At 60.9% G+C, this 19876-nt stretch carries 20 protein-coding genes; 11 read left to right on the top strand and 9 right to left on the bottom strand.

From position 1 onward, the window contains the following. Window positions 1–47 precede the first annotated feature (47 nt). Both CO671_RS33280 and CO671_RS06175 read left to right on the top strand, forming a co-directional pair. Window positions 48–284: a hypothetical protein gene (locus CO671_RS33280; protein WP_141514336.1), complete on the top strand. Its 237-nt coding sequence runs from the start codon at window positions 48–50 to the stop codon at window positions 282–284. Between the two features lie 75 nt (window positions 285–359). Then, window positions 360–2267, top strand: coding sequence for a murein L,D-transpeptidase (locus CO671_RS06175; protein ID WP_097605207.1), 1908 nt, complete (start codon window positions 360–362; stop codon window positions 2265–2267). A gap of 156 nt (window positions 2268–2423) precedes the next feature. On the opposite strand, the gene CO671_RS06170 is transcribed toward CO671_RS06175, so the two are convergent. Next, window positions 2424–3134 carry an HAD family hydrolase gene (locus tag CO671_RS06170; protein ID WP_097605206.1) on the bottom strand — a complete coding sequence of 237 codons (711 nt, stop codon included), beginning with the start codon at window positions 3132–3134 and terminating at the stop codon, window positions 2424–2426. Between the two features lie 82 nt (window positions 3135–3216). After that, window positions 3217–3369, bottom strand: coding sequence for a hypothetical protein (locus tag CO671_RS33655; protein WP_170964936.1), 153 nt, complete (start codon window positions 3367–3369; stop codon window positions 3217–3219). Between CO671_RS33655 and rpiA the strand changes: the two genes are divergently transcribed. From rpiA to CO671_RS06155, 3 genes are all read left to right on the top strand, one after another. Further along, the gene (rpiA, locus tag CO671_RS06165; RefSeq protein ID WP_012484046.1) at window positions 3368–4066 is read left to right on the top strand and encodes a ribose-5-phosphate isomerase RpiA; all 699 of its coding nucleotides are present in this window, start codon (window positions 3368–3370) and stop codon (window positions 4064–4066) included. The genes CO671_RS33655 and rpiA overlap by 2 nt on opposite strands. A 15-nt stretch (window positions 4067–4081) precedes the next feature. Beyond that, window positions 4082–4639 carry a DUF2059 domain-containing protein gene (locus CO671_RS06160; protein ID WP_097605205.1) on the top strand — a complete coding sequence of 186 codons (558 nt, stop codon included), beginning with the start codon at window positions 4082–4084 and terminating at the stop codon, window positions 4637–4639. 90 nt (window positions 4640–4729) lie between these two features. Next, a complete protein-coding gene (locus tag CO671_RS06155; RefSeq protein ID WP_097605204.1) occupies window positions 4730–5011 on the top strand; it encodes an acylphosphatase in 282 nt (93 codons plus the stop codon). Between the two features lie 50 nt (window positions 5012–5061). On the opposite strand, the gene CO671_RS06150 is transcribed toward CO671_RS06155, so the two are convergent. Beyond that, complete coding sequence (locus CO671_RS06150) at window positions 5062–5280, bottom strand: hypothetical protein (protein WP_097605434.1); 219 nt, start codon at window positions 5278–5280, stop codon at window positions 5062–5064. A gap of 228 nt (window positions 5281–5508) precedes the next feature. On the opposite strand from CO671_RS06150, the gene gor reads away from it, so the two are divergent. Further along, window positions 5509–6894 (top strand): glutathione-disulfide reductase, encoded by a 1386-nt coding sequence (gene gor, locus CO671_RS06145; RefSeq protein ID WP_097605203.1) that lies wholly within the window; start codon window positions 5509–5511, stop codon window positions 6892–6894. A gap of 11 nt (window positions 6895–6905) precedes the next feature. On the opposite strand, the gene CO671_RS06140 is transcribed toward gor, so the two are convergent. After that, window positions 6906–8189: a pilus assembly protein TadG-related protein gene (locus CO671_RS06140; RefSeq protein ID WP_097605202.1), complete on the bottom strand. Its 1284-nt coding sequence runs from the start codon at window positions 8187–8189 to the stop codon at window positions 6906–6908. 227 nt (window positions 8190–8416) lie between these two features. Between CO671_RS06140 and CO671_RS06130 the strand changes: the two genes are divergently transcribed. Beyond that, complete coding sequence (locus CO671_RS06130; protein WP_003579666.1) at window positions 8417–9790, top strand: 3-deoxy-7-phosphoheptulonate synthase class II; 1374 nt, start codon at window positions 8417–8419, stop codon at window positions 9788–9790. Between the two features lie 438 nt (window positions 9791–10228). Here the strand turns inward: CO671_RS06130 and CO671_RS06125 are convergent, their stop codons facing one another. Further along, complete coding sequence (locus tag CO671_RS06125) at window positions 10229–12064, bottom strand: ABC transporter ATP-binding protein (RefSeq protein ID WP_097605201.1); 1836 nt, start codon at window positions 12062–12064, stop codon at window positions 10229–10231. Window positions 12065–12359: 295 nt separating this feature from the next. On the opposite strand from CO671_RS06125, the gene CO671_RS06120 reads away from it, so the two are divergent. Then, window positions 12360–12758, top strand: a complete 399-nt coding sequence (locus tag CO671_RS06120; protein ID WP_097605200.1) for a GFA family protein — start codon at window positions 12360–12362, stop codon at window positions 12756–12758. A gap of 99 nt (window positions 12759–12857) precedes the next feature. On the opposite strand, the gene CO671_RS06115 is transcribed toward CO671_RS06120, so the two are convergent. Further along, window positions 12858–13388: a DUF1003 domain-containing protein gene (locus CO671_RS06115; protein WP_097605199.1), complete on the bottom strand. Its 531-nt coding sequence runs from the start codon at window positions 13386–13388 to the stop codon at window positions 12858–12860. Window positions 13389–13578: 190 nt separating this feature from the next. Between CO671_RS06115 and CO671_RS06110 the strand changes: the two genes are divergently transcribed. Further along, complete coding sequence (locus tag CO671_RS06110; RefSeq protein ID WP_097605198.1) at window positions 13579–15258, top strand: NAD+ synthase; 1680 nt, start codon at window positions 13579–13581, stop codon at window positions 15256–15258. Between the two features lie 64 nt (window positions 15259–15322). Further along, window positions 15323–16153 (top strand): TolB family protein, encoded by an 831-nt coding sequence (locus tag CO671_RS06105; protein WP_097605197.1) that lies wholly within the window; start codon window positions 15323–15325, stop codon window positions 16151–16153. 60 nt (window positions 16154–16213) lie between these two features. On the opposite strand, the gene CO671_RS06100 is transcribed toward CO671_RS06105, so the two are convergent. Beyond that, a complete protein-coding gene (locus tag CO671_RS06100) occupies window positions 16214–16669 on the bottom strand; it encodes a hypothetical protein (RefSeq protein ID WP_245424953.1) in 456 nt (151 codons plus the stop codon). 404 nt (window positions 16670–17073) lie between these two features. Between CO671_RS06100 and CO671_RS06095 the strand changes: the two genes are divergently transcribed. After that, window positions 17074–17640: a hypothetical protein gene (locus CO671_RS06095; RefSeq protein ID WP_097605195.1), complete on the top strand. Its 567-nt coding sequence runs from the start codon at window positions 17074–17076 to the stop codon at window positions 17638–17640. A gap of 233 nt (window positions 17641–17873) precedes the next feature. Here the strand turns inward: CO671_RS06095 and CO671_RS06090 are convergent, their stop codons facing one another. Beyond that, window positions 17874–18941 carry a 3-deoxy-7-phosphoheptulonate synthase gene (locus CO671_RS06090; RefSeq protein ID WP_097605194.1) on the bottom strand — a complete coding sequence of 356 codons (1068 nt, stop codon included), beginning with the start codon at window positions 18939–18941 and terminating at the stop codon, window positions 17874–17876. A gap of 342 nt (window positions 18942–19283) precedes the next feature. Then, window positions 19284–19865 carry a hypothetical protein gene (locus CO671_RS06085; RefSeq protein WP_097605193.1) on the bottom strand — a complete coding sequence of 194 codons (582 nt, stop codon included), beginning with the start codon at window positions 19863–19865 and terminating at the stop codon, window positions 19284–19286. Window positions 19866–19876 lie beyond the last annotated feature (11 nt).

Below are 19876 nucleotides of genomic sequence, written 5' to 3'. Positions count from 1 at the left end.
AGATGAGGTTTTATAGGTGGGAAACCAGGACAAGAAAACCGGATGCCGTGCGAAATATTGAAAATTCCAGTCAGGTTTGCGCCGGCTGGCGGCCGTGCTTTTTCGGCCACTTTGAAAATATTATGCATCGGCAGGTTTTTGCCGCACTGGTCTGGCGGCAAAAATTCAGTAAAAAATTAACTAATAATTTCATAATTTTGTGTGAACTGCTGGGCGGCGCCGTGCAGCATTTCCGTCACAGAGAAGTGAGTCCGCCGGCGCTGGCGGCGAAGGCCGGTTTCTGATCAATGAGGCCCTACGCTGCGTGAGTTTCGCGGGATTTGAGCTGAGAACAGCATGACATCGGGACTGGAATATATATGACGTTCGTTTTGAAAAGCGCGGTATCCGCATTGGCAGTTTCCTGCGGCCTGGCAGTGATGGCCGCTCCCGCACATGCCTACACGCTGATGGATATGCTGCGGGGCGACAGGCAGCGGAGCCAGAGCACCATCTTCATGGATCAGGCGCCGGGCCGACCGGTGCCGCGTGGCGCCGCCGGCGGCTCGCTCGGCGGGCTTGATCCGGAGGCGCCGCTGCCGAAGGTCAGCGGTCCGCGTTACTACACCTATAAAGCCGAAACGCTGCAGTTCGTCGACACCAGCAAGTTTGCCGATCCCGTCGTCACCGGCGCGGTCGCCGAGGTTTCGCCGAGCGGTGAGGCCGGCGCCGAACCGGTCGTGCAGCGCCGCCTGCTGGCGCAGGCCAAGGTGCGCGCCAATGCCGACGTCGCCAAGGCGCTCGAGGCCTATTACGGTGACAGCCGCAATCCGCTCGTCTGGGTCGAAGGCAATGGAATCAACGAGCGCGCCAAATCGGTGATGGGCGCACTTGCCGATGCGGCCTCCGTCGGCCTCGATCCCGCCGATTACGCCATCCAGACACCGGCAATTGATCCGGCCAATCCCGATCCGGCCGTCCGCGACCGGGCGCTGACCCAGTTCGAACTCGAACTCTCGGCCAAGGTGCTGGCCTTCGTGCAGGACACGGTGCGCGGCCGCATCGATCCGAACAAGATTTCCGGCTATCACGATTTCCAGCGCAAGGTGGTCAATCTGGCGCCGGTCCTGAAGCTTGCCCGCATGAGCCCCGATGCCGGCGCCTATATCGCCAGCCGCTCGCCCGATAGTCCGCAGTTCGAGGCGCTGAAGGCGGAGCTTGCCAAGCTTCACGCCGCCGATGGCGGCAACGAGGAGCAGATCGTGGTTTCGCTCAGCGGCCTGCTGAAGCCCGGCGACAGCTCGCCCGAGATCGCCAATATCGTCAAGGCCGTCCAGAAGCACGGTTCCGAGACGCTGAGGACCGATCACGCCGCGACCTTTGCAGCCTACGCGGGCAGCAGCGACTATTCGCCGGATATCGTCGCGCTGGTGGAGGATTTCCAGAAGGAGCGCGGGCTGAAGGCCGACGGCGTCATCGGTCAGGCGACGGTGCGCGCCATGACCGGCGGTGACACCAATGCCTCGAAAATCGACAAGCTCGCCGTCGCCATGGAACAGGCGCGCTGGCTGCCGGAAGATCTCGGTTCGCGCTATGTCATGATCAACCAGCCGGCCTACATGGCCTACTACCACAACGACGGCAAGGAACAGCTGTCGATGCGTGTCGTCGTCGGCGGCAAGAACAATCAGACCTATTTCTTCAACGACGAGATCGAGACGGTGGAGTTCAACCCGTTCTGGGGCGTGCCGCAGTCGATCATTATCAATGAAATGCTGCCGAAGCTGCGCTCGGATCCGAACTATCTCGACCAGCTCGGCTATGAGGTTGAGGTGAACGGCCATGCCGTCGCCTCGTCCAGCGTCGACTGGTACGGCTCGACCGACAATGTTTCGGTCCGCCAGCCGCCAAGCAGCGACAATGCCCTCGGCGAACTCAAGATCCTGTTCCCGAACAGCCATGCGATCTACATGCACGACACGCCGTCGAAGAGTTTCTTCAAGCGTGATATGCGCGCTCTCAGCCACGGCTGCGTGCGTCTTTCCAATCCGCGCGCGATGGCAGCGGCCGTGCTCGGCACGACCGTCGACGATGTCGCCAAGCAGATCGCCAACGGGCAGAACCATGCGGTGAAGGTGCCGCAGAAGGTCCCGGTTTACGTGTCCTACTTCACCGCCTGGCCGAACAAGGACGGCGTCGTGGAATATTTTGACGACGTCTACGGCCGCGACACCTATGTCAAAAAGGCCTTCGACGCGACGACAAAGGCGCGCGGCGCGCAGATCTGACGCAGGTTTTACGGGTTTTGGAACGGGCGGTCTTCGGGCCGCCCGTTTTGTTTTGGGGCGAGTAGCGGAGTGTTGAGTTTGGCAGACTGGCGCCACAAACTCGTCCCTCATTCCTTTGCACGTCACAGGAATGAGGGGGAGAAATGAGCGGACTCCTCAGACCGCGACTTTCTCCGGATACTCTCGCAACAACCGCTCCACCAGCTCCGGCATCAACTCATCGTAATGCATGATGATCACATCCGGATCGAGGCTTGAAACCGGCACATCCGAGTAACCGAAGGGAACGGCGATCGACGGGACGGCGGCATTCTTCGCCACCGCGATGTCGTTGATGCTGTCGCCGATCATCACGGTGCGGGCGATGTCGCCGCCGGCGCGGTCGATGGTGCCGGTGAGATGGCGGGCGTCGGGTTTGCGGTATTCGAAAGTATCGCCGCCGGTGATGGCATCGAAATAGCCGGCGAGGTCGAGCTTGTCGAGCAGGCCGAAGGCCAAGCTTTCCATCTTGTTGGTGCAGACGGCGAGGCGGTAGCCGGCTGATTTCAGCCGGTCCATTGCGGCGACGAGGCCGGGATAGGGTTCGGTGTGGCCCGGCATGTTGCCGGCATAATGGGCGACGAAACGTTCGACCAGCGGCGGGACGGCGTCGCTTTCGAGCGGATGGCCGCGCAGCCGGCAGGCGCGTTCGATCATCACCCGCGCGCCCTGGCCGACGAGATGGGTGAGGTCGTCATAGCTGACCGGCTCGAGGCCGAGGGCTGCGATCGTATAGTTCAGGCTTTCGACCAGGTCCGCATGGGTATCGAGAAGCGTGCCATCGAGATCGAAGACGATGAGCGCCGGGCGAACGGGGGCAGGGGTCAAGGGCTTGCCTCTTTGAGCGATGGGTCTTCCGGAAGGCGACGGGTCGCGCCCGGGGACGAGGGATCGTGCCTGAGGTAGGCGATCACGCGGCGGAAAGCAACGTCCTGTGATGGCCGGGGGCGGCCGCAGGCATTTGTTTCGGCTTTTCATTTTCCGTGATGATTTTGACTTTCGTTTGCCAGGCGAGCCGTGTAAACAGCACATCCAACGCAATAAATCGGAGCTGGCGGCGCATGGATGCCCGCGAAATGAAGATCAAGGCCGCCGAGGCCGCACTCGCCCATGTCGAAGACGGGATGCGCCTCGGGATCGGGACGGGCAGCACGGCGGAAGAGTTTGTCCGGCTGCTGGCGGAAAAGGTTGCGGGCGGCTTCAGGGTCGAAGGTGTTCCGACGTCCGAACGAACCGCGCGGCTCTGTGTCGAACTCGGCGTGCCGCTGAAATCGCTTGACGAATTGCCGGCGCTCGATCTGACGGTCGACGGTGCCGACGAGGTCGATCCGGCGCTCAGATTGATCAAGGGTGGCGGCGGCGCACTGCTGCGCGAAAAGATCGTCGCCGCCGCTTCTGAGCGGATGATCGTCATCGCCGACGAAAGCAAGCTGGTCGATACGCTCGGCGCCTACGCGCTGCCGATCGAAGTCAATCCGTTCGGCCTCGTCTCGACGCGGATCGCGATCGAGAAAGTCGCGGCCCGGCTCGGCCTTTCCGGCGAACTCAGCCTGCGCCAGTCGGGTGACGGAGAGTTTACCACGGACGGCGGCCATCACATCATCGATGCATCTTTTGGCCGCATTCCTGATGCAGAGGCGCTTTCGAGCGAGCTGAATTCCATACCCGGCGTCGTCGAACACGGGCTCTTTATCAATATGGCGGCACTTGCGATCATTGCCGGTCCTGCGGGTGCGCGCACGCTGCAGGCAAACAGATAACAGGAGCATACACTCATGATGAACATTGCAGGTCTTGGCCGTTTTGCCGCTGCGACCATCGTTCTTTCCGGGCTTGCCTTCGGCTCCGCCGTCAAGGCGCAGGAGGTTTCCGACGAGCAGCTGAAGGCCGCGCGCGCCGCTGTCACTTCGATCGGCGCCACCGCCGCCTTCGACAACATCCTGCCGGGTCTGGCCGAGCGCCTGAAGGCCGGCCTGATTCAGGACTCGCCGAACTACCAGGACATCATCTCGTCGACGGTCGATGCGCAGGCGCTGGCACTGGCGCCGCGTCGCGGCGATCTCGAGAAGGAAGCCGCACTTATCTATGCCAAGACCTTCACTCTCGAAGAGCTGAAGACGATCGCCGATTTCTACAATTCCGACGTCGGCAAGAAGCTGCTGCGTGACGGCCCGGTCGCCTTGCGCGAGATGGGGAAGGCCGCCGATATCTGGGGTCAGGGCATTTCCCGCGATCTGGAAAAGCAGAGCAACGCCGAGCTTTCCAAGGTTATCAAGGCACCGCCGCCGGCAACCGACAGCCCGGTTGCTCCGGCACCGGCCGCCCAGCAGTAACGACTGCCCGCCAGAATTCGCGAAAGCCCGGCATCGTCCGGGCTTTTTTGTTATGATGCACCAGAGCATGATGCCGAAGGTGAGGCAGATATGTCCGATCGTTACGAGGCTGTGCGAGTACGAATATCAGGCAGGGTCCAAGGGGTGGGTTTTCGCATGTGGACGCGCGATGAGGCGCTGCGGCTCGGGCTGACCGGCTGGGTGCGCAACGAGGCGGACGGATCCGTCGCTGCCTTGGTCGCAGGGCCGGACAATGCGATCTCGACGATGATCGAGCGCTTGAGACGCGGGCCTGCAGGAGCATCGGTTTCTGGCGTGGAGACGGAAGCGACCCGGCTTGAGAAGATGCCGACAGATTTCCGCATCACCTGATGACAGCGGTAATCCGGCAAGGGACGGGCTTATGCCGATGCGCCTGACGCTCAGCCCCAATCCTTCGAGGTCTTGGCCAATTGCCATGCGCCTGTCTCGTCCGGCTCGACGCGCTTGTTGCCGCGGTAGAAAATCGGCAGTCCGGTTTTCTTGTCCATCGCAAAGCGGCTCGGCGTGAATTTCTCGTCTTCGTGGCCCTCGATGGCGAGATTGAGCGCCTCCTTGAATTTGCCGGCCTTGCACAGCTTCGCGAACAGAGTTTGATCCATCTTTTGCTCCGGCATCCTTTTCCGTCTCAACAACCATTGCCCTGCCAGCCTCAGCTGGCCGGGTCAACCGGAAACGGTGACCGTGCTCAACCGTAAACGGTGAGCGAGGGTTCAGATCAAGATTCGGCAATGGAGAGCGGGAAGAGGCAGGGGCGGGGCTTTTGTTTTCATGAGGATCGCCCCTATATCAGGAACGTCCTTTCCTGCGATTCCCTTCCGGAGTTCCTCATGTCTTCCTACGACTACGACCTCTTCGTCATCGGCGGCGGTTCCGGGGGGGTGCGCGCCGCCCGCGTTGCCGCCTCGCTCGGCAAGAGGGTGGCGATCGCCGAGGAATATCGTTATGGCGGCACATGTGTCATCCGCGGCTGCGTGCCGAAGAAGCTCTTCGTCTATGCCTCGCAGTTTCATGAACATTTCGAGGATGCGGAGGGCTTTGGCTGGACGGTCGGCGAAAGCAGCTTCGACTGGAAGAAGCTGGTCGCGGCCAAGGATGCCGAGATCGCGCGGCTGGAAGGCCTCTACAAGAAGGGCCTCAGCGGCGCCAATGCCGACATCCTGGAAACGCGCGCCGAACTGGTCGATGCTCATACGGTCCGGCTGATGAAAACCGGACAGACGGTGACGGCCAAGACCATCATCATCGCCACCGGCGGAAGGCCGAACCCGCATGCGGCCCTTCCCGGTCACGAATTCTGCATCTCCTCCAACGAGGCCTTTCATCTCGAAGAGCTGCCAAAATCGATCGTGATCGCTGGCGGCGGCTATATCGCCGTCGAGTTCGCCAATATTTTCCATGGTCTCGGCGTCGAGACGACGCTGATCTATCGCGGCGCTGAAATCCTGTCGCGTTTCGACGAGGATCTGAGGCGCGGGCTGCACGAGGCGATGGTCGCCAAGGGCATACGCATTCTCTGCCACGACACGCTGCAGAAGGTCTCCAAAGGCGAGGACGGGCTCACTCTCGAGACGATTAATAATGGCACGCTGCAGGCAGGCGTCGTCCTGCTGGCGCTCGGGCGCGATCCCAACACCGAGGGGCTCGGTCTAGAGGCGGCCGGCGTCGCTGTCGACGAGCGCGGCGCCATCATCGTCGACGACTATTCCCGTACCAACATCGAAAACATCTATGCCCTCGGCGATGTCACCAACCGGGTACAGCTGACGCCGGTGGCGATCCACGAGGCAATGTGCTTCATCGAAACCGAGTACAAGAACAATCCGACGCGGCCGGACTACGAGCTGATCCCGACCGCTGTCTTCTCGCAGCCGGAGATCGGCACCGTCGGTCTCTCGGAAGAGGAGGCGGCCAAGCGTTACGGCGAGCTTGAGGTTTATCGTGCCCAGTTCCGGCCGCTGAAGGCCACGCTTTCGGGCCGGTCCGAGCGGATGATCATGAAGCTGATCGTCGATGCGGCGAGCCGGAAGGTGGTCGGCGCCCACATCCTCGGCCACGATGCCGGGGAAATGGCGCAGTTGCTCGGCGTCACGCTCAAGGCCGGCTGCACCAAGGATGATTTCGACCAGACGATGGCGCTGCATCCGACGGCAGCCGAGGAGCTGGTCACCATGTATGCGCCGAGCTATCGGATTCGCGAGGGAAAGCGCGTCTAAGTCCCAGTTCTTTAGCTGGTGATCCGTGGCGCGCGGATGACCTTGAGGAAAAGCGCCTTCATCGCATCGGTGATACCTTCGGTCGGCGACACCTCGAAATAGAAACCGGGCGAGGCGCATGCCTGCATTTTCGTCGGGATCTCGCTCTGGAAGGGCTTGATCCAGGTATTGTACCAACTGTTGCTCGGCAACGGCAGATAGGTGGTATAGAGCACGGCGATCTTGACGCCGCGATCCTTCAGGGGCTTGCAGAAGGAGGTGTCGATCGGCTCCTGACAGCGGCCACCGGTCGTCTTCTTGGTGCATGTGGACGGCTTGTAGCTGTCGCCGACGCCATCGGATACGAAGAACAGGATTTTTTCGGCGCTGGTGTTCGACGTGCCGTCACCGGCCGGGTCGATGATGGTGTTCATCTGCGTCATGGCGCTGTCGAAGTTGGTGATCTGGTCGTTATTGTAGTTCTGATAGGGAATGGTCATCAGATCGACCGCGTCGGTATAGTTCTTCACCTTCGTCAGGTCGGAGGTGAGGCCGGAGATCGTCGTCAGCTTGGCGTCCTCGGCCTTGGTGCCGAAAGTGTAGACGCCCATACGGAACTGGTCGCTGCTGATGCGCTCGGTCTTGGCCGTATCGGTCAGCGCCTGGGTCGCCTGGCGCACTACGTCGATGCGCATGGCGACACCGAGGCTTTTGGCTATGGTATAGTTGTTGGTGCTCTTGTCCATCTGGTGGCAGGCAAAGGCGCAGCCTGTCTTGGCCTCCAGCTTTGAAACGTCGCTCGGCGTCGCGCCGACGCCCATGGAGGGCGTATTGTCGAGCAGGATATAGAAATCCATGAAGGCGGCGGTCTGGTATTCGGCAGTCGCCGTGCCGGAGATCGTAATCGAGTCCCGGCCAAAAATCTGCATGAAGGTCGTCGGCACCGTCGCTGTGAAGGAAACCTGCGAATTCAGCTTGTTGGCGGTCTTGGTGACGTCGATGCCGAGATCGACGTGAACCTCGGCCAGTTCCCCCGACACTTGGGACATGAAGATGTTGCGCGCGTCGGTCTTGCCGAGCGAGATCGTGCCGTTGCCGTTCATCGCCATCGCGGCTGCGACCGCGCTGGATTTTTCGGCGATCGAACCGACGGCGGCGGCGTCGGCTGCGGCATAGAGCTGGGTTCTCAGGCTCAGCGCATGGGCGAAGTCCACCGCCATGCCTGCCGTCCCGACAAGCGGCACCATCAGCAATGCCGTCATGATGCCGAAATTGCCCGAGCGGTCCGATATGAAACCGGGCGGAAGGATCGCCATGCCATGTCCCCGATGTTGAAACTCTTTCCGGTTCTACATTCAAAGTCTAAAATATGGGGAAATCGACATGGTATATGCCGGTTTAACCGGGCACTGGCCGACTGCGGCGGCCAGACGAGACGCTTTGGGCGATTGATCTTTGCAAGCCGGATCTAAAGGTCTATAAGCCGCCGGATTATCAAGGCTAGGCCGCATTCCAGGAACTGGGGCGAGAACAGGTGAGTGACATGGCAGAGAATTGGACCCCGAGCAGCTGGCGGCAGAAACCGATCCTGCAGGTTCCCGAATATCCGGATGCAGCCGCTTTGGCGGCAACGGAAGCAACGCTCGCCAGCTATCCGCCGCTCGTCTTCGCCGGCGAGGCGCGCCGGCTGAAGAAGCATCTCGCCAATGTCGCCGAAGGCAACGGTTTCCTGCTGCAGGGCGGTGATTGCGCCGAAAGCTTCGCCGAACACGGCGCCGATAATATCCGCGACTTCTTCCGCGCCTTCCTGCAGATGGCCGTCGTGCTGACCTTCGGCGCGCAGCTGCCGGTCGTCAAGGTCGGCCGCATTGCCGGCCAGTTCGCCAAGCCGCGTTCATCGAACGTCGAGAAGCAGGGCGACGTGACGCTGCCGGCCTATCGCGGCGACATCATCAACGGCATCGAATTCACCGAGGAGTCGCGCATCCCGAACCCGGAACGCCAGGCCATGGCCTATCGCCAGTCGGCCGCGACGCTCAACCTTCTGCGCGCCTTCGCGATGGGCGGCTACGCCAACCTCGAAAACGTGCATCAGTGGATGCTCGGCTTCGTCAAGGACAGCCCACAGGGCGAGCGGTACCGCAAGCTGGCCGACCGCATCAGCGAAACCATGGATTTCATGAAGGCGATCGGCATCACCTCGGAAAACCACCCGAGCCTGCGCGAGACCGATTTCTTCACCAGCCACGAGGCGCTGCTGCTCGGCTACGAGGAAGCGCTGACCCGCGTCGATTCCACCTCGGGCGACTGGTACGCCACATCAGGTCACATGATCTGGATCGGCGACCGCACGCGCCAGGCCGACCATGCGCATATCGAATATTGCCGCGGCATCAAGAACCCGATCGGGCTTAAATGCGGCCCATCGCTGCAGGCCGACGATCTGCTGCAGCTGATCGATATCCTGAATCCGGCTAACGAAGCCGGGCGGCTGACGCTGATCTGCCGTTTCGGCCATGAGAAGGTCGCCGAAAACCTGCCGCGCCTCATCCGCGCCGTCGAGCGCGAGGGGCGCAAGGTCGTCTGGTCCTGCGACCCGATGCACGGCAACACGATCACGCTCAACAACTACAAGACCCGTCCCTTCGAGCGGATCCTGTCGGAAGTCGAAAGCTTCTTCCAGATCCACCGCGCCGAAGGCACGCATCCCGGCGGCATCCATGTCGAAATGACCGGCAAGGACGTGACGGAATGCACCGGCGGCGCCCGCGCCGTCACCGCCGACGATCTGCAGGATCGCTACCACACCCATTGCGATCCGCGCCTTAACTCCGACCAGGCGCTCGAACTCGCCTTCCTGCTTGCCGAGCGCATGAAGGGCGGCCGCGACGAGAAGCGCATGGTCGCCAACGGCTGAGGCCGGTTGATATGGATGGAGAAAAGCCCGGTTCGCCCGGGCTTTTTTGTTGACAGTTGGTCTACTCGTCTTGCGCTTTCCTGCGGGTACTCCCTTGCGGGAAATGGGACGTGTCCTCGGCAAAGCAGATCGGTGCCGTATGCCCGCTGCTTATCTTCTCCCTCATTCCTGTGCCTGTCACAGGAATCCAGTGCGCCCAAGTCCTTGGGCGCGAAAGACTCTTTTCCTTGGGTATTGATTCAATCACGGCGCAGACGCGCCGTGGCTGGATTCCTGTGACAGGCACAGGAATGAGGGAGTGTGTGAGGACGCTTTCGCCAGATCCTCCACCGGGCAGATCGGCATAACATGCCGAATGCAGGTGGCCCGGATGAGAAGCGTACGCGGCACGAAGAGGCATGCGGCATACGCTTTCTCCCCGACAGCCGTTTGCTGCACTCAAATGCTGGCCTGAACGCTGTGCAGGTTGGCGTAAACGCCGCCTTGCGCCATCAGATCGTCATGCGTGCCCTGTTCGACGATGCCGTCGCCCGTCAGGACCAGGATGCGGTCGGCATGTCGGACGGTCGACAGGCGGTGGGCGATGACCAGGGTGGTTCGGCCGTTCGCCAGGCTCAGCAGCGCCTGTTGCACCGCCCGTTCGCTCTCATTGTCGAGCGCGCTGGTCGCCTCGTCGAAGATCAGAATCTCAGGATCCTTGAGGAAGGCGCGGGCGATGGTGATGCGCTGGCGCTGGCCGCCCGAAAGTTTTACGCCGCGCTGGCCGATATCGGTGTCATAGCCATAGGGCAAGGCCATGATGAAATCGTGCGCATTGGCGGCGCGGGCAGCCGCTTCGAGCTCGGCATCGGTCGCGTCCGGCCTACCGTAGCGCAGGTTTTCCGCAATTGTGCCGGCGAAGAGATAGACATCCTGCTGAACCACGCCGACATGGCGCCGAAGCGAGGCGAGTGTCACGTCGCGAATATCGGTGCCGTCGATCCGGATCGCCCCGGCCGCGACATCGTAGAAGCGCGGGATGAGGGCGCAGAGCGTGCTCTTGCCGACGCCGGAGGGGCCGACCAGAGCGACGAACTCTCCGGGGGCGATGGTCAGTGACAGCCGCTCCAGAACGCTGGGGCCATCGGCCTCGTAGCCGAAGGCGACGTCGCAAAAGCTGATCTCGCCCTTAGGCACGGGCATCGGACGGGCGTCCGGCCGATCGGTGATATCGGGCGCGATCTCCAGGATTTCCATAGCCCTGATGAAGCCGGTATAGCCCTCCTGCCAGAGCCGCACGAAATTGGCGAGCCGCTGCACCGGATCGACCAATACGGCGACACAGAGCAGGAAGGTCAGCATATCGGGGACGGTGAGATCCGCTGACAGGATGCGCAGGCCACCGACGATGATCACCAATATCGTCACGAGCTGGGCGAAGGTTTCGGTGCCGACCGAAAACCAGGCTTCGCTTCGGTAGCCCTCCGCGCGGCTTTGCAGAAAGCGCTGGTTCTGTTCGTCGAAGCGCTGCCTTTCCAGCGCCTCGTTGGCGAAGGACTGGACGACGCGGATACCTGCCAGAGCGTCCTCGACGCGCTCGTTGACGGCGGCGATCTGCCGCTTGCTGGCTTCGAGCGCGCGGTTCATCCGCCGGTTGAAATAGAGCGCATAAGCGACCGCGACCGGCGTGAGCAGCAGGATCAGGGTTGCCAAGGGCGGGTCGATGAAGAAGAGCACCAGCATGGCGCCGGCATATTTCAGCACGGCGATGGCAAGATCCTCGGGGCCGTGGTGGAAGAGTTCGCCGAGCCAGAGGGAGTCGTTGGTGATGCGGCTCATCAGCTGGCCGGTGCGCTGGCGGTCGTAGAAGCTGAAGGAGAGTTTCTGGCAATGCTCGAAGAGTTCCTGCCGCACCGTCGCTTCGATACGGGCGCCCATGACGTGGCCGCGATAATCGACGAAGAAGATCGCGGCGATCTGGACTGCCAGAACGGCCAGCATGACGCCGCCCATCACCAGGATCTGGGTGAAGGCCTGCGGCGCATCGGGCAGGGCCAGAAGGCGGCTGGTGACGATATTGGCGCAGAGCGGCAGGGCGACCGCCGTGCCGGCAACGAGGATAGCGCAAAGCAGATCCGCCAGCAGCAGAGGCAGATGCGGGCGGTAGTAGGAAAGAAATTTTCGCATGCGCGACCAGCGCCGGCCGCGGTCAGCGGCGGGGTCGTCCAGGAAGAATGTGAGGAAGGCGTTATGGCGTCGCGCGTTTTTCCTCGCGCGGGAGAACGGAATATTCATGAGGCAGAATGTCCTTGTGGGCGATGTTTCCTTTCTGTTTGGACAGGATCGCTCTCATGACAGTCTCCCCAGGGTTGAATGAATTGAACCCTCAGTATCGCCGAGAAGCCGGATCAATTCAACTTGGTGACGTGAGGAGATCGGTCGGTGTTGTCGACAGGCAACAGCGGAAGGTCGTGCCGGCCATGTCCATGCGAAGCGAGCGTGCTTCAAGTTTTCTGATCTCTCGTTGAACGGAATGGATTTGACGCCCGCAGCGATCGGCGGCAACCTCCTGCGAAATGGAGGAGTGGTGATGACCGAACGGCATACAGGCGGCTGCCTTTGCGGCGCCGTGCGATATTCGATTGCGGGCAAGCCCGGACCTGTCGTCGGCTGCCATTGCTCGCAGTGCCGGCGGCAGACGGGGTTTTATTATGCCGCGGCCAACGTGCCGCGTGGCGCTCTTTCGGTGGAGGGCGCCGAAGCGGTCCGCTGGTATCGGTCGAGCGGCGAGGCGCAGCGCGGCTTTTGCGGGAATTGCGGCTCGGCACTGTTCTGGCAGGGCGACGAATCGCCGGAGGTTTCGGTCCTGGCCGGAAGCTTCGACGAGCCGACCGGCCTTTCCTTCAGTCACCACATTTACTGCACTGACAAGGGCGATTTCTACGAGATCACGGATGGCCTGCCGCAATATGACAGGTTTCCTGTCTAGAGCATGTCTCGCAAAAGTGTGTAGCGGTTTTGCGATAAAGACATGCGTAAAAACAAAGACCTAAAGCGTGAAAGCGAATCTGAAAGATCGCGACACGCTTTAGCTTCTGGCGGAAAGCGCGGCGCTGAGGCGGGCTACGTCCTCGCGCAACGCCGTCAACTCGGTCAGCACGTGCATATCGATCTTCTGATGCAGGGAGAGCACTTCGAGTTCGGCCTTGAGATTGACTTCGTAATCCTTTGCGGCCTCGAAGCGGTCGCGCTCGGCCTGGCGGTTCTGCGACATCATGATGATCGGCGCCTGGATGGCGGCGAGCATCGACAGGATCAGGTTCAGGAAGACGAAGGGGTAGGGGTCGAAGGCGCTGGTCGCCAGGAGTATGGTGTTGATTATCGTCCAGACGGCGAGGAATGCCAGGAAGGCGATGATGAAGGACCAGGAGCCGCCGACGCGGGCGATGCCGTCGGCGACACGCTCGCCGAACGAAGCTTCGGCGGAGAAGGCGGCATTGACGTCGGTCGAGATGACCTTGCGCTCATGGGTCTTCGCCAGCACGCGTTTTTCGATGTCGCCGAGTTCATCGGCCGGCTTGTCGAAATGATGGTGCATGAAGTTCGAAATATTAGACATGGCCTGTTTCCGGTGTCCGTTATCGATGCAGTCGCCTTTTGGCGCAGTATTCCGCTCCTCCGGCAAATTGCAATGAGTGTCTATGCCGCGAGGCCGCGGCGCGTCCGGTCATGAAAATTTCGTCACCGCAGGATGCAGCTTTCGTCGCGAACATGTTGCCGTTGCGGATGCTGCAAGCTAAATAAATGACATGACACAGGAAAACGCTCTCTCTGATATCTTCCGCATTGCCGTCGGCCAGCTCAACCCGACGGTCGGCGACGTCGCCGGCAATCTCGTCAAGGCCCGCGAAGCGCGCGCCGATGCCGCCCGGGAGGGCGCGCATCTGCTCGTCCTGACCGAGCTTTTCATCTCCGGCTATCCGCCGGAGGATCTGGTGCTGAAGCCGGCCTTCATCCGCGCCTGCTGGAAGGCGGTCGAGAGCCTGGCCGCCGATACTGCCGATGGCGGGCCGGGCGTCATCATCGGTTTTCCCCGGCAGGACGAGAACGGGCGTTATAATTCCGTCGCCGTGCTCGACGGCGGCAAAGTCATCGCGGTGCGCGACAAGGTCGACCTACCGAATTACGGTGAGTTCGACGAGAAGCGCGTCTTCCATCAGGGCGCCATGCCCGGGCCGGTCAATTTCCGCGGAGTGAGGCTCGGTATTCCGATCTGCGAGGATATCTGGGGCGAGCTCGGCGTCTGCGAGACGCTGGCCGAAAGCGGCGCGGAAATCCTGCTGTCGCCGAATGGGTCTCCCTACTACCGCGGCAAGGTCGATATCCGTCATCAGGTGGTGCTGAAGCAGGTGATCGAGACCGGTCTGCCGCTGATCTATGCCGCCCAGCTCGGCGGCCAGGACGAGCTCGTCTTCGACGGCGCGAGTTTCGCATTCAATGCCGACAAGTCGCTTGCCTTCCAGATGAGCGAGTTCGAGACGGCGCTTGCGGTGACGACGTGGAAGCGCGGCGAAAGCGGCTGGCACTGCGCCGAAGGGCCGATGGCGCGTATCCCCGAGGGTGAGGAGGCTGATTACCGCGCCTGCCTGCTCGGCTTTCGCGATTATGTCAACAAGAACGGCTTCAAGACGGTCGTACTCGGCCTTTCCGGCGGCATCGACTCGGCAATCTGCGCGGCCATCGCCGTCGATGCGCTCGGCGAGGAGCGGGTGCGCACCGTCATGCTGCCCTACCGCTATACCTCGGAGGATTCGCTGAAGGACGCGTCCGATTGCGCCAAGGCGCTCGGCTGCCGCTACGACATCGTGCCGATCGAGCAGCCGGTGACGGGCTTCAGCAGCGCGCTTTCCGATCTCTTCGAGGGTACGGAGAGCGGCATCACCGAGGAGAACCTGCAGAGCCGCGCGCGCGGCGTCATCCTGATGGCGATCTCCAACAAGTTCGGCGCGATGGTAGTGACGACGGGCAACAAGTCGGAAATGTCGGTCGGTTACGCCACGCTCTATGGCGACATGAATGGCGGCTTCAACCCGATCAAGGACCTCTACAAGATGCAGGTCTATGCGCTGGCCCGCTGGCGCAACGAAAACGTGCCGCCGACTGCGCTGGGGCCGTCGGGCGAGGTGATCCCGCTGAATATCATCGACAAGGCGCCCTCGGCAGAACTGCGCCCCGACCAGAAGGACCAGGATTCGCTGCCGCCCTATCCTGTTCTCGACGATATTCTAGAATGCCTGGTCGAGAAGGAGATGGCGGTCGAAGAGATCGTCGCGCACGGCCATGACGTCGCCACCGTTCACCGCGTCGAGCACTTGCTCTATCTCGCCGAATACAAGCGCCGGCAGTCGGCGCCGGGCGTGAAGATCACCAAGAAGAATTTCGGGCGCGACCGGCGTTATCCCATCACCAACCGGTTCCGGGATCGCTGAAGCGATCGAGATCGCTAGCACAATCGAGATCGCCGAGGCGATCGAGATGTCAGGAGGAACATCGATGCGCAGCTCGGTCGAGATCTACAATGTCAGGACGGGCAGGGCACGTGAGGTGTGGCAGACGGATCGGCTGGTGGAAGCGCCGAATTTTGCTCCCGACGGCTCCTATCTCCTGTTGAATGGCGACGGGCTGCTCTATCGGCTGCCGCTCGATGGCGGCGAGGTTGTTCAGGTCGATACCGGCTTTGCCGTCAACTGCAACAATGATCACGGCATCTCGCCTGACGGCACCGAGATCGTCATTTCCGACAAGACCGAGTTCGGCAAGTCGGCGATCTATATCCTGCCGATCGAAGGCGGCACGCCGCGGCTCGTTACGGAAAATCAGCCCTCCTATTGGCACGGCTGGTCGCCGGATGGGCGCCAGCTCGCCTATTGCGGCATCCGCGATGATCTCTTCGACATCTACACGATCTCGGTCGACGGCGGTGTCGAAACACGGCTGACGCATGGCGAGGGCCGTAACGACGGGCCGGATTATTCCGCTGACGGGCAATGGATCTATTTCAATTCCAGCCGTACCGGGCTGATGCAGATCTGGCGCATCCATCCCGATGGCAGCGGGCTGGAGCAGGTGACGTCGGACAATCAGGGCAACTGGTTCGCCCATCCGTCGCCCAGGAACGACAAGGTGCTGATCCTGTCCTACGACCCCTCGGTTTTCGACCATCCGCGCGATCTCGATGTGCGGCTGCGGCTGATGGACATGGATGGCGGCAATCTGAAGACGTTGTTCGAGCTGTTCGGTGGGCAGGGCACGATCAACGTGCCCTGCTGGTCACCAGATGGTGACGAGTTTGCCTATGTGCGGTATTTCCCGGTGAACTCTTGAGAGCGACGCACCGCCATTTTGTGATCGTGTGGTGGGCATCTGATGATATCGAGAGACCGCCTACTCGAACACCTTGCTGGGAACCGTTTCAGAAACGGGCTGTCTTTTAACGCCAGCGGCGGCCATTAGCCAGAACAGTCCACCAGCAGCAAAGCCGAATACAGCTGTCACTGCGAGGAATTTGAGGGTCTCCAGCAATCCCCACCATGTCATCATGCCGTTTTGGTAAGTGATGTGGTCACCAGTATAAGCTTCGTCAGGGCCGAAAAATGCAACTAGGCACATCCAGGGGAACGTCGCAACAAAGGCCCCAACCATCGCGCAATTTGCAAGGGACGGCCCTACACGTCGCCTGAAATAGAATAGCAATGGAATCCCCAACACAGCAGTTGGCGGATACGCACCAATGAGCGCGACGGCCTGAGTTGTTCGGATAACGCGCTCGGTCATATCCGGCAGGCCCTGATACAGCGGGCTGTAAAGAGCGTATGCGAAGGACGCGATTAAGGGAACCACGATCAACGCAATCGCTACTCTCCACCAAGGTGGAGATGGAAGAGTTTCTAGGCATGCGCCCCCTATCTAAAAGCTTATTCGGCAGGATTGCACGTCAAAGTGCGCGTGACAACGTCGCGCCAAGCCTCATCTTCGAATTGCTGATGCGCACGCTTTTGAGGGGTGGTTGATTAGGGGACTGCCAAGGTTTGATTGCAGCAGCTGCCTCCAGTTCCGTGCACCTCGCCGAAGCGGACGGGGTATTCTATTTCAAGATGAGCTGTGGCATTTATTCATCTTCCTCGTTGTGGGGAAATATTGTGACCTGAATATCAGTGCTTCTGGCTGGTAACGACTGGTCGCCCACTGCTCCTGCTCGCTCTTTTGGCATCCGCAAACATGAAGATGAACCTGGAGGTATAGACTTGCTGGCTCTCTTGAGATGTGCGTGGACGCTGCGTGGTTTCACGATCGCCGGCTCCGTAGTGGCAATGGGTTTCGCGCTTGCAGGATGTTCATATATTTTTGTCCGTGGTGTCGAGGGAAGCTACCTCGCAACGGGTACTCCGGTGCTCGGAAAGGTGACTGCGAGGAACGAGAGTGAGGAGATGGGGGGAACGATTGAGATCGGCTCGGCCGAAAGGCAGCAATGCAAGGGGCGCTACAGCGTATCGCAGGTGAAGACAAATTTCTGGAAGCTGGAGACCGGCGAGCGAATCTATCGCGGGAAGATCTACTGTCTGGATGGTCGAGCAGGGGTGTTTGAACTCATATCGAAGGATAAGGGGAAAACCGGCTCGATTACCGGCGAAATCAATGGGGAGGCATTTCAACTCGATATGTTCGAATCGAAGAGCCGCGAGTGCATGACGGACGAATGCAGATGGGGCTTGAAGTGGACTTACGAAAAAGAGCGCGACGATATGCGTACCTATTACAGGGTCGCGACTGAACACGAGCCCGATTCAATGGATCCACGGCTGCGCTATTAAATCTGCTCGTATTCCACGTGCTGGTGATCCGGCCCGGGCTCCACCCATGATGGCGGGGCGGTGGGTTAGTAACCCCACGTTGCTCGTACGAGTTTTCAAATCGGAACTTGGATGGATCATCCGGGCGTGAGTTATGAAGCCGTATCCGGTAGGCGTACCCGTGAGATAACCGGGTTGGCTCCCACCGCCCTGTTGGGCGGCGGGTGTCTGCCCGCCGCGCTTGATGCTGTCTATCAGGCTGCGACGGCTGCCTTGCGCCGCTCGCGGGCGGATTTCGCCAAGTCTTCCAGTACGGCGACCGACATGTCCCAGTCGATGCAGCCGTCGGTGATCGACTGGCCGTAGACCAGCGGTTTGCCGGGAACGAGGTCCTGGCGGCCGGCGACGAGATTGCTCTCGATCATCATGCCCTTGATGTGGCGATTGCCGGCGGCGATCTGCGAGGCCACGGATTTGACGACGCGCGGCTGGTTCATCGGATCCTTGCTGCTGTTGGCATGGCTGGCATCGATCAGGATGCGCGGGGTCACGCCAAGCTTGACGGCTTCGCCGACCACAGATTCGACATCGGCCGCTTCATAGTTCGGCTGTTTGCCGCCGCGCAGGATGATGTGGCAGTCCTCGTTGCCCTTTGTTGAGGCGACGGCAGCCTGCCCGTCCTTGGTGACGGCGGGGAAGTGATGCGGCTGCGAGGCGGCGAGAATGGCATCGAGCGCGACGCGTGCGCCGCCATCCGTGCCGTTCTTGAAGCCGATCGGGCAGGAGAGGCCGGAGGCGAGCTGGCGATGGATCTGGCTTTCGGTCGTGCGCGCGCCGATCGCCCCCCAGCTGACGAGGTCGGCAATGTATTGCGGCGTGATCGTCTCGAGGAATTCGACGCCGGCGGGCAGGCCCATCGCATTGACGTCGAGCAGCAGGCGCCGGGCAATCCGCAGCCCTTCCTCGATACGGTAGCTGCCGTCGAGATGCGGGTCGTTCATCAGACCCTTCCAGCCGACGGTGGTGCGGGGCTTTTCGAAATAGACGCGCATGACGATTTCGAGATCACCGGAGAAGCGCTGCCGCTGTTGCACCAACCGCTCGGCATATTCGCGCGCCGCAGCAGGATCGTGGATGGAGCAGGGACCGATGACGACGATCAGGCGGTCGTCGTCTCCCTCGAGAATCTTATGGATTGCATGACGGTTGCTGGTCACCGTCTCGCTGACAGCAGCGGTTCGGGGGATTTCCGCGATGATATCTGCGGGTTTGGTCAGCGGGGTGATCTCGAGGATACGCAGATCGTCGATGGTATCGGACACGGTGTGGCTCCTGTTTGGTCATACCGTGCGGAAACAAAAAAGCCGCCAGGTAGACTAGCGGCTGTTCGGGTTGTCGTCGCGTCGACTTCAGTTACGCATGGACCCGCATCCGCTGGGAGCAGCGGTACCAATAAAATCGCGAGGCGTGGATTGAAGTCGTCGACATCAGGCGTATGTAGCGTCGCGGCTGTCTGTTGTCACGCAGAATTTTCTGCCTGAAATCGGACATCCCGGAGGGCGGCCATCGCTTCTGCGGGAGACGGGCTTAAAATATGTCGCCCGAAGCACGCAGCTTCTGGGCGACAAGTCCAAATTGCCGCAAAATGAAGGCCGCTTCTGCGATCACAGGGCGTCGACGTTGACGCCGATCGTGATGGCGCCGATCGGCGTTCCCGCATCGTCGGAAATGGTGACGCTTGCCTGCGACTGCAATGTCTGGGTCGACTCGTCCTTTTCGATCTCGTCGACGAAAATGGCATCCTTGCCGGCCCCGAAGGACTTCTGGAATTTCGCCTCGTCGCCCTGCCAGTAGTCGGAGGTGACGTCGCTCTGACCGACATTCAGCCCCTTTGCATCCATGACGAAGATCTCGGTAATCTTGCCGCCTGAGGACTCCTTCTTTTCCTGAAGGAATTTCGACAGCGCATTGCCAAGAACGCCGTCGATCATCGCGTGATCGGAGCCATCGACTTCGGCGCGCCATTTCTTATCGAGGGCGTCGATGTCGGCTTCGCTCAGCTTGGCATTCGCAGCGTCCTGCGCCTTGATAGCCTCGATGATGGCGGGATCGTTGAGCCAGGGCTTGACGTCGCTCTTCACGTAATCGGCGATCGGAGCAAGCTTGGCATCCTCGGCCATGGATACGCCCATGGGCACGGTGAATGCGGCAGAGGCGAAAAGCAATGCGGTCACAACTCTTTTCATAACTGTTCCCT

It is taken from the genome of Rhizobium sp. M10, from assembly GCF_002531955.1.
Taxonomy (GTDB): Bacteria; Pseudomonadota; Alphaproteobacteria; order Rhizobiales; family Rhizobiaceae; genus Rhizobium; species Rhizobium etli_C.
The sequence above is the reverse complement of the archived record's forward strand: the minus strand, read 5'-3'. Positions and strand labels throughout refer to the sequence as shown.